Origin of the sequence: Zooshikella ganghwensis, from assembly GCF_018263875.1 — a bacterium.
Taxonomy (GTDB): domain Bacteria; phylum Pseudomonadota; class Gammaproteobacteria; order Pseudomonadales; family Zooshikellaceae; genus Zooshikella; species Zooshikella ganghwensis.
Window position 1 is genome coordinate 58,879 of sequence record NZ_JAEVHG010000021.1, and the last position, 14,868, is coordinate 73,746.

The window sequence follows — 14,868 nt, forward strand, 5'->3', positions numbered from 1 at the left end:
ATAGCCATCGTTTAATTTTATGTGTTTTTTTGGAGGAAATAATGGTGTCAGTAACGTCTGATAAGGGTTTTCAGTGGGAAAATATCCCCAGTGTTGAACTGTTTTCAGAGAAAGCTTCTGTTTTTTTAAAACAACAAGGTGAGCGTTATCGGACCATTACCTCAACATTGACCGAGCTACATGCGACCACTCGAACAGACCAAAAGCTGGAAAAAAGTTTTCAGTTGCTCTCCCAAATTAATCATTATATGGCTACTCATGCTGAGGGGAGTTTTAGCCGAGTACCCGCATTACGTGTGGTAGCAGACCAAATTAGTCAGACTCTTTTCCAGCAAGTACCAAACAGTTGGCGTCAAAAAATTACGACGTTATCGTCACATAGCCCTAAATTAGCAAGCCAGATTTTACAGACGGCATTGGATGAAATAAAAGGGGGGCATCCAGGCCTCACAAGCTTCCTCCTCTCTGCGGCGCAGCAAGATGAGTTACTCATTGATTTCAAAGGTTTTCAAGGTGATGTGCCTAGTGATGTGGTGTTAGGTTTCCCGGCGAAATTGCATGTTAATGTTGCGGATATTGATAATTACCAGGCGATTAAAGCGCATATTTTAAACGCGCAGCGAGCTGGATTATTAGAGCATGTTGCATTTGATGACTCACAGCAACGCATTGATCTTGGTTATTCTTATACCGAACTCACTGAGCTTTCAGAAGGTCATGGTGAGGCGAAAGTCGCTACGTTTTTGCTTAAAAATGCTTCATCACCGGCTAATCTCCCTGCGGGATATCATTCAACGAACCGCTTAACCGATTTTTTAGCCCATACTGCCAACCCTCGCTACCTTGCTCAGTGGCAAGAACAGCGTTTAGATCAACTTAAACGTATTTATGAAAGCAGCTATCAATTTGATTTTCGTTCTTTTGATAATACCTACAGTGAACAACAGGTTGCTAAATTAAATGAACAGTTAGATACGCTATCCATTGCTGATAAAATACAGCAGTTACTGACGAATAAACCAGGTCTTTTATTGGGTGAAAATCATAGTTCTGACTTGCTGGAGCAAAAATTTATAGTCGACAACATGGATACTCTTAAAAGCAATGGGGTAACAACCATCGGTTTAGAGCATTTTCGCAGTGAGCTGGCACAACCGTTAATTGATGACTTTTTCAAAACAGGTGAGTTTTCTGCTGATTTAGAGGCTCTTTTAAAAGCCAAGGACCATAAAGGCTATCTTCGACAAATATTGACAGAGGCAAGAACACTCCAACTTAACGTAATTGCTTTGGATAATGAGTCATCTATTCGTTCTTCTGCAGGGTATAATTTAGTCTATCGGGCGGGCTCGGCCAATAATATTGCGGTTGATACCTTGTCGGCGCTACCCGCCAATGAAAAGTTTGTGGTCATTTATGGTAGTGCACATTTAGAGTCTCACCCTGGCTTAGCTCATGGTTTACCAGGTATTACTCAACGGCTCAGTATTCCCCAAATGACAGTATCTGCTGACGGACAGCTGGTCGTTCATCCTGACAATTTGGATAACCGCATCCCGTCGCCGGCTCTCGCCGATGTCATCATACCGGATCGTGTCGTCACCGCATCTTCCACGCAATTCTCTCCACAGTATTACAATGAAGTCATTGATAACTTTGTATACGGCTATCAATTAAAAAAATCAGGCTCAGATATTCATTATTTATTGAATGCCGAAAAATTTCGACAGCGGATTGAACAACCATTTAATGCTTTACCTGATAATTTAAAAAATGCCTTAAATTTCTATATTGGTAATCGTTCAGGTATTGATGCAAGCTTTACCGAACAACATAATGGTTTGTACTTTTATGACATTAATAATTATCTACGAGGGTTACGTGATCCTGGAGCCCCTCATTTAGATAAAGTAATGACACTCACCAGCGAGTTAAATGAAATATTAAATACGTTATCGGGCGAACCGGTGCGTAGTTATCGGGCTTTCGATGCCTCACCCATTCAAGGCCTGGCGAATCTTGAAGTCGGTCAGTTAATGGGCGACGTGGCGGCGATGTCTTCTTCCGAGAACCCGAACTTTGTTCGAGGTTGGTTTAAAACGCGGATGTCAAATCAGCCTGTGGAAAAGCCGGCTGTTTTTATTATTGATGGACTTGATGGGGTCAATACAGGGACGCTCACCAACAAATCAGAAGTGATTTATAAGCCAGGTTCGGTCTTTGAATTAGTCCATAAAAAAGTAGTTGATGTCGAACTATTACCAGGGATTACCCAGCCCTTTGATTTCTATGTCATTAAACAGGTTGATCCTACTGTACTCGATCCGAAGCAATCGGTATTAAACCTGGCAGGAGGTACAGAACAAACCGTTGGGGCATTCTATCAACACATCGCAGAAAAAATACCGAATTATCAATCACCGAGACAAGGCTTTGACAATCTGTACGTGCATGGCACTGACAATGTGAGGGAATATCTAGGTCAATGGCAACAGAACCTTCAGCATATTGATCAATTTCATCAACGGCTCACAGAGGTGGATGCGAACTTGCGCTGGCGTCCAGCGCCACAATCTGTCCTGACGATTGAGCCCAATGTCCCTTATCGTAATGGGGTTTGCGCTGCACTCGCCACGGCTTGGGCCCATGCGGTTTATCTGGATACACAGGATCAGGGAAATCGGGCACAGCACCTGTTAGATAACTTATTTACGGTTGGGGCTATTCGTAGCGAGCAGGTCGCTGGGCCGATCAGCAAACATGATCAAACCCAGGCTCAGCAGTTTTTAAACGCGTTGGATACCCTCAATTTGTCACAAACAACAGCGGCGGTTTTGCCGAGTGGATTAAGCGAATCGTTGGGAGAGTTATCAACACATCATCTGCTACAACACATAGTGGATAATATACCCACTTCAGGTTCAGTGGATACGTATTTGATCAGTACGCCCAACCATACCATGGCCGTGACAGTGGGTCATGATACTGATGGCTGGCATATTCAGTTTAACGATCCTACGGTGGGTCAGGTAAATAATATCCAAAGCCCACAACACCTGCAGACATTGCTCGCTAAACACTTAACTGATTTACAAACAGTTTATGCATTTTCAGCAAATCAGCTACACGTTGAAAAAGTCAATCATACGGCTTTCGCGAGCCATTCACTGAATCATGCCATCGAAGCACAGTATACTCCAATCGAAACCACGGTTGATCAGCTACGCGCACAAGATACGGCACAAGGCAAACTCTCGATCGGTGGGCAGGTGTTCAGTCGTGTTGAACTTTATCGTTTAGGTACTTTTGTCGATGGCCAGCCCATTTCAGCGGCGGTTGACGTTACTCAGTCAGACTTCGTCAGCCGTATGACCTTTCGTCACGATAAGGTATTGGCTTTTGTAAAAGGACAAGATCAAGCTACCACTCATCGGCTTGCTCAGTTAGTGGAATACGTTGCTACTCAGCGACAGTTAGTGGGTCAATCACCTGGCGTCATGATCGATGCGGTAAATCCACAGCATGTGTTACTGATGGAGCATCAGCGCCTAAATGCAACACGCTTTCACTTTGATCAAGCAAAACAGTTGTTGCATATTGCTAAAACCAATGGTTTGACGGTAGAGCTATCTCCTGCCGCCATGCGAAGCACCCCTACCGCACTGGCAGATGTATTAATGATGGCGGCAGTGAAGCATCAGGACGGTGATATTGCGAATACCATTGCCCATCAAAACCGAGCGCGCTTTACCTCAGCGCTGGCACGAGACGCTCGAGCAAGTCACGCGGAAACAGTAGCGGTTGAACGGTATACAACTGCTCAAATGGATTTGCTTCACCAGTATCAGCAAGTTACCTCTCGACGTGATCTGGGAACGCTCACCATCAAACAACTGACAGACCAGTTCAAGGAGACAGGGGATAAGGCCTTTGCGCTGCAGGCTGGGAAACATCACTACCTTATCAGCCAACAGGCAGGACAACTCGCTTTCTACGATCCCTCCAGTGGCTGGCTCAATGGCTTCGCTGATGCGCATGCGTTACAAGGCTTTTTAACTCAGTATTTTTCAGATGCAACCCGTTTGCAATTGGGCACGACGACATCCGCATTCAGTGTGACCGCACTGACCGCTGATTTTTTGAATAGTAGCACGGTCAATCAGGCAGTTACTCATTTACAGCAACCCATTGCCGTGGAGCTGGAACGACTTGCACAGCTGGATGCCGATCATGGTCCCCTGATAATTGAGGGCCAACTGATTACGCGGGCTCAGCTTTGGCAGTTGGGTGCAGAGGTGAAGGGTAAACCAATTTCTGTTGCTGCACTGTCTGGCGATTGGACGCCGAACTTGAGCCTTAATGCCGAGGTACTCAAACAGCATCTTGCAACCGCATCTGATACAACCTTTAACGACAGTGCTCGTATACTGAAAGCGTTGGCGGCCAAAGAACGTATTACCGTCAATAACTTAGTTGAAGGCCACACTACAGGTGCTTTACAACGTGCACTGCACCCAATTGATACCCATCGTTCGCTAAGTTTACAGCAGATTCAGGGTATTCAGCACAAGCTGTCCACAACACGGCTTAACCTGAGCACACTGAAAAACATGGGCTTGCAAGTACCTGGTGTAGGCTTACAGGCTTTTGGTATTTATTCTGGCGTCAAGGCCGCTAATGCGGCTGAAGCCAGAGGTGACTATAAAGAGGCCGCTATTCAGCGTGCTGGAGTAGCTGCTAATGTTATTTCGATAGGGGCTGAGCTTGCACTCGATCGTATCATGCCTCAACTGGGTCAGAAACTCACGGCTCAGTTTGCTGGAAGTACTTCTCGGTTTGCCGCTTCAAGTAGCCAGCTGGGTAAATTAGTCGGTCGGGGTGCCGGGGTTGTTGCTGGGTTAATTACACTGCCCTTTGATGTTTATTCCGCTTATAAAGCTTTTAGTGATGCAGCGGCAGAGGGGTTGACGGATGACCAGCGGCAGGATCTTTATGTGCAAGGGGGCTTTGCTGTTGCCGGTGCCACGCTCTCACTCAGTTTAATGGGCGCAAGCTTAGTGTATGGGGCTGCCGCTACAGGACCTTTCGGTCTGGTGGCCGCCGGGGTACTCATTTATGCCTCAACGATGTATGCCGCTGCTAGACAAGCGCAAGAAATTGGTAAATATGTTCCTCAGCTAGAAGGTGCGCCTGCATTTGAGTATGCCTTGCGGGAAATGGTTGGCTGGGATATGGATAAATGGGCAAAAGACCTTTATTTAATTAATAAAACCGAGCAATCCTATGTTGAGCAAGTCAGCGAGGAGTCTGCCCGCCTGTTACAGGGAGCACTGGGCGAAACCATCGATACCATCGTATTTGGCGATATTTCTGCGTTTGTTGATCGCCAAGGAAACGTCCAGGTTACCCCCTTTGATGATGTCATTTTTGCTGAAAATGGCATTGAAGCACTGCATCAACACGAGGATGCGATCGGTCTCCGGCGAACGAATGTTGTGCGCGGTGATGTGGATGAAAATAAAGCCGTCTTTTTTAATACGGGAGGGGGAACGGACACCATAAAGGGCGTATTAAATAAGAAAAATAATTTTCTATTAGGCGCTGGTTCCAAAGCCATTACAGGCGGTAACTTAGACGATAACTTCACGGTATCCATTGATGGCCAAACCATTAAAAACGTTATCGATCATCAAGGTGAAGCTAAATACCGACTCTTTTATGAATTAGAGGGGGGAGAAGGTCAAAATACCCTTGTTATAAATACCGATGATTTTACAAGCGCAGATTTGGGTGATCACTATAATGGTTTTTTAATCGATTTACAGCAAGGCAAAATATGGCTACATCATTCTGAAAAGAAGGATACAGCTGAAAATAAACGTTATATTGGCGCGTTAACCAATATTCAGAACACGATTGGCTCAGCCGCCGGTGCCGATAAAATCATTGGCTCAGATGACGATAACCGACTATTAGCCAATGGCCATGATCACGTATTTGGCATGGGGGGGACGGATGTTATTACCTTAACCGATAGTGCCTGGGTGGATGGTGGTGAAGGACAAGATATGTATTTTGTTCAGCGAGGGATCGAACAGGCGGTTATTCGAGAAAATGGCAACGATGTATCAATGATTCGCCTCGCATTTTCCGTAAAAGAAATCCATGACTGGCAATTACAGGGGACCGATTTGGTGATCAGCATTCATGCTGATGGCCAGAGTAAACAGCTGACCATCAAGGATGTTTATCAGCAAGCAGGCAATGTATTTCAACGTGTGAATGATCAATTAAGCTTTCAAACGACAGACGGTTTATTATTAGTCCCACAATTAACGAAGGAGTTTTCTTCAACAGACGCCAGTCAGTTTTCTTCTGTTAAACTCACCGCTCGGTATTTAAAAGCAACGGATAAAACTTACAGAAATGTAGAAAATGGCGTCACCATTGATTTGGCTAAAAATACTGTGGATGGGCCTAATGCTGAAGGCTCACATCACTACACTGAACCGTCTCAATTGGATACGTCAAATTTGACGGTGATTAAAGCGGATGACCCTATCACGTCTTCTTTAAAGAATGACACGGCTTTGGTCCAACGCGCGGAAGGCTCAGGGGCAAGTTATATCAGGCTTAGCGCTGATACCCATCCTGGCCAATCCATCAAAACCATTTATCTCGACTATGATGCTGATGAAATTGCAGGGATTAACACGGTTTATCTTGTTAAAAACTTGGATTTAAAGGGGCCAATAGTTCAAGACATTGAGCGTCGTCGTTACCAAGGCAAGATTCATGGCTATAACTCCTTGACCGGTGAACTGGGTGAGTTTGACAGCTTACCTGTGCGCATCGCGTTTCAACGCACTAACTACATGTTAGCGTTGCGTATGAAAAATGGTCATCGTCTTGTTCTACAGGGAATTAAAGCGGATACAACACACTATGTTGATGACAATATCCGCGACTATGTGCATGAAGGTGGTGAGCAACTATGGGATTATGAGTTTATCACCCGAGATGGTATCAAAATCACGCGGGGTGAGCTGAATACTTATCCCTTAGGTTCAGACCAACATATTAAGCATTATCGCCCCGTGCAACATCGCATCCGTCGTGTACCCACCCTAGACACGCATCCTCGTGAAGACTTAACCCTGTCTGACTGGCAATGGGGGCAAGGACAACAGCTTGATGTACGCTACCAGCTCACTGGAGAAGGCAGTGCCTTTGCTGACACCATTTTAGGTGACAATACAGCAAATATCCTGCGAGGCTATGGTGGTGATGATTATTTAGCCGGCAAAAATGGCCATGATACCTATGTGATTGGCGCGGCTGAAGGACGTGTGACTATTGATAACCTTGCAGAAGATAGTGCCCTGGATAGCGTTATATTGGCTACTCACATCACCCATATTGCCACCCATCGTGAAGGCATGGACTTAGTCATTATCGCGCAGTTGCCTCAAGCTCAGGAGGAGGGAGAACCTCTTATCATTCAACGCGAGGTTATTCTAAAGAATTATTTTGTCAGTGATTTATACCGCCATCTCAACATTGTGAGTGCTGAAGGCCATCAGCAGCAGCTGGTTGTGGATGATACGGGACTGAGCCGCTTTATCATTGCCGCAGAGTCTACTGATGAACCGGTTGTCGTACCCGAGCTTTTATCAGACTTCACCAATTTACATCTTGCAAGAGCGGGTCATCATCTTCATGCGGTCATCGCTCATCCGCTCGCGATGAATAATGAAGTTCAATTAACTGAAGTCGTCTTCCAGAACTTCTACCTGGGAGGCATTCACCAGAACATTCGCTTAACAAATGGGAGAGTAACGTTATCTGGACGTGAGCTATTGGGCTTGGCACTGCCTCAGAGCGTGATTGAACGTAGTCAGCTTAGGCTTGATACTCCACAAACCTCACATGTGCTAGTGGGTTCCCAGTTAGAGCATCCTATGTATAGCGGTACAGACAGTAGTGATGTCGTTTTGGTCAAAGACCTCGGCAACGTAAATGAGATTAATTTGGGGCACGGGAATAATACCTTGGACTTTTCCATGATGAACCCTCATCTATCCCCAGTGATTGTAAGCCTGGAGTCTGAGCAGCTGTATGCCCAAAACCACCCCATCACCTTGAAAAATATCACTAACGTTATTGGTACAGCCTTGGCAGATAACATCAGAGGCAACCGGCAAGATAACGTGCTGATAGGAGGCGAGGGTAACGATGTGTTAACTGCCACATCAGGTCAAAATACGTTAGTAGGTGGTCACGGCAATGACGAAATTCGCGTAGGGGATGGAAGTGATACCATCATTTTCGCGAAAGGTGATGGTAAAGATGCCATTCTTGCAGGTTATGGCGGCAGCATAACGGGTGATGTGCTGAGCTTAAAAGATATTCATTATGGAGATATTCATTTTAGTTTAACGGAAGATACACTCTTGAGTGGTGTTCAGTTAAATATTAATTTCAAAGGACAACTCACTGACAGCATCACGATTGATCACTGGAATGAGACTGATGCGTTCTATGTCGCGACAGAGGATGGCAGTGTGATTGATCGGCAAGGGATTGATTTATTAATTCAAGCATTAGCGGGCTTTGAAGCCTCTGACTGGGTGAACAGTACGGCCTCAATGGATGACGCCGTGATGAGCAATATCACCGCTCATTGGACAATAAGTGCAACGTTACCCAAGCACTAGCATGACATACTGTTGAGAGAAACAAGCAGTCGTATAGACTGCTTTTTTATGATCGCTGATTTACGTTGACGCTTCTATCCTTTACTTTTACGGACAGCCAGTGATGAGAAGCTCGCTGGGCTTGATACTCGGTGTGGTAAAAAAAATGCGCGTTTATGGTCATTCATGAGGAAAAAGTGTCAGTAGGTTAGGTCATCAATGTAATGCAAAGCGATACCATTCAATTCAACTCCAAACGCAATGTGCTGACCTGTAACGGTGAACAGCGTTGTTTATCACATAGTGAAAGCAAAGCACTAACGCTTTTTTTAGCTAAACCCAATGAAGTAATACGTAAAGAGGAGCTGAAGCGCTTTATTTGGGATCACGCGGTTGTCACTGACTCCTCACTGACAAAAACCATGACCAAATTAAGGGGCCACCTTGCCGCGTTTAGTGAAAACCATGAGGTGATTATTACTATTCCTAGAATCGGTTATAAATTAGTACTCGACCATATTACGATTGCTTCATCGACGGACAAGACCGATACACCCAAAACATCCAACACAAGCCAACAGGTCTATCATACGCTGCAAACCTATCGGTACATCATCGTATCAGCGGTGTTGATCGTTTTCTCATTCATTAATTTTTCTACACGTTTACCTTCCCTGCCTAAAGGGTATATCGCGGATGACTATCAACAACAAACGTATACCCATGATCAATTCAGCTATTCACTGGTGACAAAGAAGGGGGATACCCTCGATAAAGCGCTGCTAACGGGATTATCGACACTTCCTTGTCATTGCACTTATTTTGTCGAAAAACGCGGTGCTAATTTGCTCATCAGCTTTTTTGACCACACACATCAACAAGGGCACAGCTTCATTATGCCTGACAGTGATCCTCAACAGATCATTGCCAAACTACGTAGTGGGTTTCAACACAATGAATAGTCTGCCCGTACTGATGATGAGTGTGGTGATTTACAGTTTGAGTCTTTGGGTGCACCTCAGCGACAGCAATTTGTCAGGGAATTATAAATCGGTAGTGCACAGCGATGCGCAGGAAACCGGCCACTGGAGTGGTGCATTGGATATGACGATCAATCAACGTATGCTTCATTCTCGTGTTTTTTTTGAGAGTGAGGGCGCTGATGGGATTGCCCTGTTTGAGGCATCAGGAGAGATCATGGACTATACCCAGGGAATATATCGCTATCACTCCAAATTAACGGTCGTTCATGAAGCTAAGATACAGTCAGTAGCCCTTGCGAAACCCTATACTAATCTGCTTTTTAACGCACAACATGACAAAGTCGGTGCATTGAAAATGATTTATTATGATGGTGAAAGCTTCATTGCAGACTTAAATCCTAATAACCCTAATCATTCCATTTTTTTATTTGTCAAAAAATAATGTTTGCCTGATGGTAAGGAGGCGTTGTTTTTATGCAAACCAAAGCGAAATGCTTCTTTGTATACAGCATGAATACAGTGATCTGATTGACTGGTTGGTTCTTTATTTTTCCTTGTATTTCCGTGTTTTTCTCTGTTGATTTTTACCTTCCGATGTCACGCTTACCCCGCCATTCACTCCTGCTGTTGGCCTCCAGAAAGCTTAGCTACCTGGCACGGTCTTTTAACCTTTAAGCGTCATTACGTACTTGAGGTTATTAAGCGGTGTTGGCGTGCAAGCAGCCGATTCATCGTTAACCGGGTAAGTCTATGACCAGTCAACATCAATTCACGTTTAACCAGGCCCAAAAAGCCTATGACAATAACGAACTTGAACAAACGATCCATCTACTGACTCCACTAGGACAGCAAGGTGTATTAAAGGCCTGTCGCTTGTTAGCCCTTATTTATAGCATGGAGGTTGATAACCATGCAGATACAACCTGCGCTCATGATTGGCAGCAAAGCTTTATCCATGCTTTGAAACACGCCGCACGAAACGGTGATACCAATGCCCTTTTTGAATTAGCCACTTACTATCAACAAGGGGTGTTCGTCGTACAGGATGAGCGCAAAGCACAGTACTTGTTTTTGAAAGCAGCCGTCAATGGCCATCGCCAAGCTCAGTTTAAGTTAGCGGTATTGTATAAACAGGGCGAGTGTGGTTTACCCATGGATCATGGTGCTTATCGCCACTGGCTGAGGCTAGCAGCCCACAGAGCGCATCCTGAAGCCATGTATCTTCATGGTGTGGCACTGATGCATGAAAAAAGAAAAGCAGAGGGGACCCAGTTTATTCGGCATGCCAATCAAAAAGGGTTTTGGCTGGCCGAAGCCTATATCAAGGCTATTGACGAAAACCGTTCGCCTGTGGCCACCTGCAAATAAGGGCATATCGTTACGGTCTCCCTCCCTTCCTCGAACACGCCGTGAACTACCCCTCGACTATTGTCCCCTTTCTCCTTATCTCTTACACAAGCAAGCCACATTGATGGATGTGGCTCACCCTCATTTTTTCATTACCTACAGCATCCTATGGTCTACCGGTGATTTATGAATGCTGACATCCACTTTCCTTGTTTTTCACTGTAATTCACTGTTTTTCAGTGTTAATTACTGTGTTTTCGCAGCACGATAGCGTTGTGTGTAATTGCTAATTCACCAACATAGTGAGCAGAAAAGCATGTTTAAAAAAAGAAAGATAGCCTCCGCTGTGAGTCGCAGTGAATCAAGTGAACTGAATATGGACATTAGCCGTAGACGTTTTTTAATCAACAGCTCGATGGTCTCCGCTGCGTCGATGATTCCATTATCCGGTCAAGCAGCGGCTTTTGTAGGCCAAGCTACACCAACAGCAGCCACCAGCCTTAGCTTAGAGAATTTAATTAATATTTTACCCTATGCTTACCAGTCAAACTTCAATAATGAGCGAGTTAACTTTGGTAAGTTAGCAGACGAAGCCCAGTACATTGCCAACCGTATGCTGACAGAAATCATGAAAGCGGAAATGTATAACCATTACAGCGTGATTCATGAATTCAACGGCAAGCTGGACCCTGATTGGGCCATTTACAATCAAGCGGGTGTTTCTAGTGTACACAGTCAGTTTCAGTCACTGATTACCGAGGTTGCACCGATCTATGTCTCACAAATTTTACAAGAAGAATATGCCGCGACAGACGATATTAACAACTATAGCCCACAAGACCGACGTGCTTTAAATGCTTGGGATATGATCAAGGCCAACGCGCAATATAATACCACGAAATCGACCCATGCATTTAATGAGCTTATGTCAAAGCTATACAGCTTGGCCATTGATCATGCGCAAGAACCCTTTAGCACGTATCTTCCAGGCTCATCATTAAAAGCCTATAAAGACAGTAACTATAACTATCACTGGGGAAAACAACTCTTTAATTACTATAACAGTGAAGCGGCCATACAAGCTGTCGTTGAAGATAATAAAATCAGTAACAGCACAGACGATACACTGCATGTCGCTGAAAAATTTGCCAAAGTGCAAGCCATATTTTCTAAATTAAGGTGTTTAGCGTACACCGATGCCTCGATAACAGAAGAACAGATTGATGATCTGGAGGGCAAATATTTTGGTGCACTGATTTTAGGGTTAGCACAGAGCATTAAGATAGGGGCTAAGAGTGAACCGTATTCACTCAGAAACAATCGCAAAGTGCATATCGATACCATGAACGAGCTGTTAAAGCCGGAAAGTGCTACTCGGACATTCTGGGAACGTTTTGTCAATGAGTATGGCAATGGTAGCGTCGAAATTGCCCATACCATGATTTATAACCAGGCTTCATCAGCCGACACGATGGGCGCGTTGGGACCTAACTTTATTAGCCGTTTAAAATCACAATACCCCATGTTCAATGAAGTGGGAAGTTCGGGAAGGGCTAGGGTTATGGGCGCTGTCCATGGTGAAGCCGCCCTTTATCAGTTCCTGTTGGGTATTGCACTTGGTCACTTTATCTATACGACGGTTGAAGAGGGTAGCGATGAGGTCAATATCCCTGAATTAATTAGTTTCTCCAGTGCGGTGGTTGATGCTGGCAAAGGGGTACTTTACCTGGTGCTTGTCACTCAAATTAGAAACTATTTCCTGGGTGAGCTGGCGGGGGTCGCGCAAACCGGTGGACCATTAGGTAATGCTGCTAAGTTCTACTTGAATTTCGCCAGAAATTATAAATCGGTGCAAAAAGTAGAAACCAAAATTATCACCCAGATTTTTATGAAGTCAAAAATTGCTTCCATTGCTGAGCGTGTTTCTCTCGTGTTTGGTGTAGCGGCATTGGGCGTTGCGGCTTATAGTTTGGCGGATGCCATTATTAATGGTGATATTGCAGGGATTGTCTTTGAAACGGTCAATACCCTCATTGGTTTGGGTGGAGTGATGTTTGGCGCATTAGCCTTAGCCGGTATGTCAATGGCGGGACCCATCGCTGTGGCACTGGCCGTTGTGGGCGGTATTGTGGCGATCGTCCAATGGCTTTGGGAAATGTTTGGACCCAAACATATACCCCCTTCACCCATCCAAAACTATACCAATAAAGTCGTTAAACCTAATGGTTTTTACTATCCATCGGCGGGGTATTTTCTGGCAGCCAAAACCAACAGTGACGGTCGTGGTCAGCTGTTTCAATTCCATGTGAACGAACTATTGTGGGAAAATGGCGGCCACAGTATGGTCACGCTGGATGATTCCATCAGTGATGCGGGTGCAGTGTGCAGCCATGGTAGCTACGTCTACATCTATGACGACCATGCCACGAATGGCATCCCTCAAGTGCTGCCTGCCTCGCTCACAAGTTCACCTCAGAATCTCTATGACGACTGGACACACTATAAATCTGATCTCATTAGATCCGTTAAGTGTGTAGCTGTGCATGATGATTATGCATATGGCCTCTGTCGATTAACGGATTATTCTGAGGGAATGTACCGCTGGTTAGCTGGACAACGTCCCCCTACTGAGAGTGATCGTATGTATATCACTGCCAGTGATCACCCTGCTACGGATAAAATTCAATGGATTTGTTCAACAGGGTCGAAAGTATGGGCGGTCAGTAAAACCCGTCTCTATGAAATTACAGGTAACTCAATCACTCAAAAAGCCCAGTTTCGATCCAATGAGGAAGAAAAAAATATCGTTGAAGTGAATGTATGTACTGACAATGAAACCCTTTATATCACCACCAGCAGCCGTGCGGTCGATTATAACAATGATCCTGATTTTGCCATTATGACGGCCATTGTCACCAATCAGACGAATGAACAGGGAGGACTTTACCAGCGAGAAATGTTTTCGTCACAAGCGCCCCTGCGCATGACCACTGTCGCGCATACCGTCGATACATCAAGAACCGAGTTCATTAGTATGACGGATGAGCGTACCCAACGGCAGGGTGCGCTATTGAAAGCCCAACCGAAAGACCTGGATAAGTCGCTCGACTTTATTACTGGGGTGACGTTCCCTAACTCTGATGGTGGCTGGAACGGCTGTAAGCTCTTAAGTAATGTCACAATGAGATCCTAATAAGTTAGCGCCTAGGTTACTGTTGATGACAGTGCCTAGGGTTACATTGAATGTATAAAACACACCCATTTATTTGATTGATTTTCATGAGGTATCCCATGGCAGGTATTAGTATTTGGCAACTTCTTATTATTGCCATTATTGTGGTTTTATTGTTTGGCACTAACAAGCTACGCACATTAGGCAGTGACTTGGGTTCATCCATCAAAGGCTTTAAAAAAGCGCTCAATGAGGAAGGTGATAAGTCGAATGTGACGACCAGTACCTCATCATCATCAACGCAGAGTGATGCAGTGGCCTCTCCTACTGCACAAGTCACCCACGGCAACGATTAGGAGCACGTTATGTTTGGCATCGGGATAGGGGAACTCATATTTATCGTCATGATTGGCTTGACCGTATTAGGCCCTGAGCGCTTATGTCATACGATAAAAACACTCTCACGGACGTTCCGCTCATCCCGAGCGGCCATTCAACAAATCACACAGGATGTTTCAGACCAGCTCGCTGTAAGTGATATTGAAAGGGCGTTAACGTCCGTCGAACAGGAAATTACATTACCAGAATTAACGTCCTCTCCTCAAGCAAAGGGACAACAGGTGTTGTCGGGTCAGACGCCTTCGCAACCACCGCACTAATTGTTGGTCAT

7 protein-coding genes are annotated in these 14,868 nt (G+C 45.0%); all 7 read left to right on the forward strand.

Annotated elements, in window-relative coordinates:
• The first annotated feature begins 41 nt into the window (after positions 1-41).
• Positions 42-8,717 (forward strand): membrane-targeted effector domain-containing toxin, encoded by an 8,676-nt coding sequence (locus tag KHS79_RS21675; RefSeq protein WP_212722065.1) that lies wholly within the window; start codon positions 42-44, stop codon positions 8,715-8,717.
• Positions 8,718-8,920: 203 nt separating this feature from the next.
• The gene (locus tag KHS79_RS21680) at positions 8,921-9,658 is read left to right on the forward strand and encodes a winged helix-turn-helix domain-containing protein (protein WP_212722066.1); all 738 of its coding nucleotides are present in this window, start codon (positions 8,921-8,923) and stop codon (positions 9,656-9,658) included.
• Complete coding sequence (locus KHS79_RS21685) at positions 9,651-10,121, forward strand: hypothetical protein (RefSeq protein WP_212722067.1); 471 nt, start codon at positions 9,651-9,653, stop codon at positions 10,119-10,121. Before KHS79_RS21680 ends, KHS79_RS21685 begins: the two co-directional genes overlap by 8 nt.
• Positions 10,122-10,429: 308 nt before the next feature.
• Entirely contained in the window at positions 10,430-11,047 is a 618-nt protein-coding gene (locus KHS79_RS21690) for a tetratricopeptide repeat protein (RefSeq protein ID WP_212722068.1), read from the forward strand.
• Between the two features lie 295 nt (positions 11,048-11,342).
• Positions 11,343-14,219 (forward strand): DUF5336 domain-containing protein, encoded by a 2,877-nt coding sequence (locus KHS79_RS21695; RefSeq protein ID WP_212722069.1) that lies wholly within the window; start codon positions 11,343-11,345, stop codon positions 14,217-14,219.
• A 98-nt stretch (positions 14,220-14,317) separates the two neighbouring features.
• Positions 14,318-14,554 (forward strand): Sec-independent protein translocase subunit TatA, encoded by a 237-nt coding sequence (tatA, locus tag KHS79_RS21700; RefSeq protein ID WP_212722070.1) that lies wholly within the window; start codon positions 14,318-14,320, stop codon positions 14,552-14,554.
• Between the two features lie 9 nt (positions 14,555-14,563).
• Positions 14,564-14,857 (forward strand): Sec-independent protein translocase subunit TatA/TatB, encoded by a 294-nt coding sequence (locus KHS79_RS21705; protein ID WP_212722076.1) that lies wholly within the window; start codon positions 14,564-14,566, stop codon positions 14,855-14,857.
• The last annotated feature ends 11 nt before the right edge of the window (positions 14,858-14,868 follow it).

Bases quoted from the DNA above. Each gene is read 5' to 3' on its own strand.
- KHS79_RS21675 (WP_212722065.1), top strand. From the start codon at position 42: ATGGTGTCAGTAACGTCTGATAAGGGTTTTCAGTGGGAAAATATCCCC.
- KHS79_RS21680 (WP_212722066.1), top strand. From the start codon at position 8,921: ATGCAAAGCGATACCATTCAATTCAACTCCAAACGCAATGTGCTGACC.
- KHS79_RS21685 (WP_212722067.1), top strand. From the start codon at position 9,651: ATGAATAGTCTGCCCGTACTGATGATGAGTGTGGTGATTTACAGTTTG.
- KHS79_RS21690 (WP_212722068.1), top strand. From the start codon at position 10,430: ATGACCAGTCAACATCAATTCACGTTTAACCAGGCCCAAAAAGCCTAT.
- KHS79_RS21695 (WP_212722069.1), top strand. From the start codon at position 11,343: ATGTTTAAAAAAAGAAAGATAGCCTCCGCTGTGAGTCGCAGTGAATCA.
- tatA (WP_212722070.1), top strand. From the start codon at position 14,318: ATGGCAGGTATTAGTATTTGGCAACTTCTTATTATTGCCATTATTGTG.
- KHS79_RS21705 (WP_212722076.1), top strand. From the start codon at position 14,564: ATGTTTGGCATCGGGATAGGGGAACTCATATTTATCGTCATGATTGGC.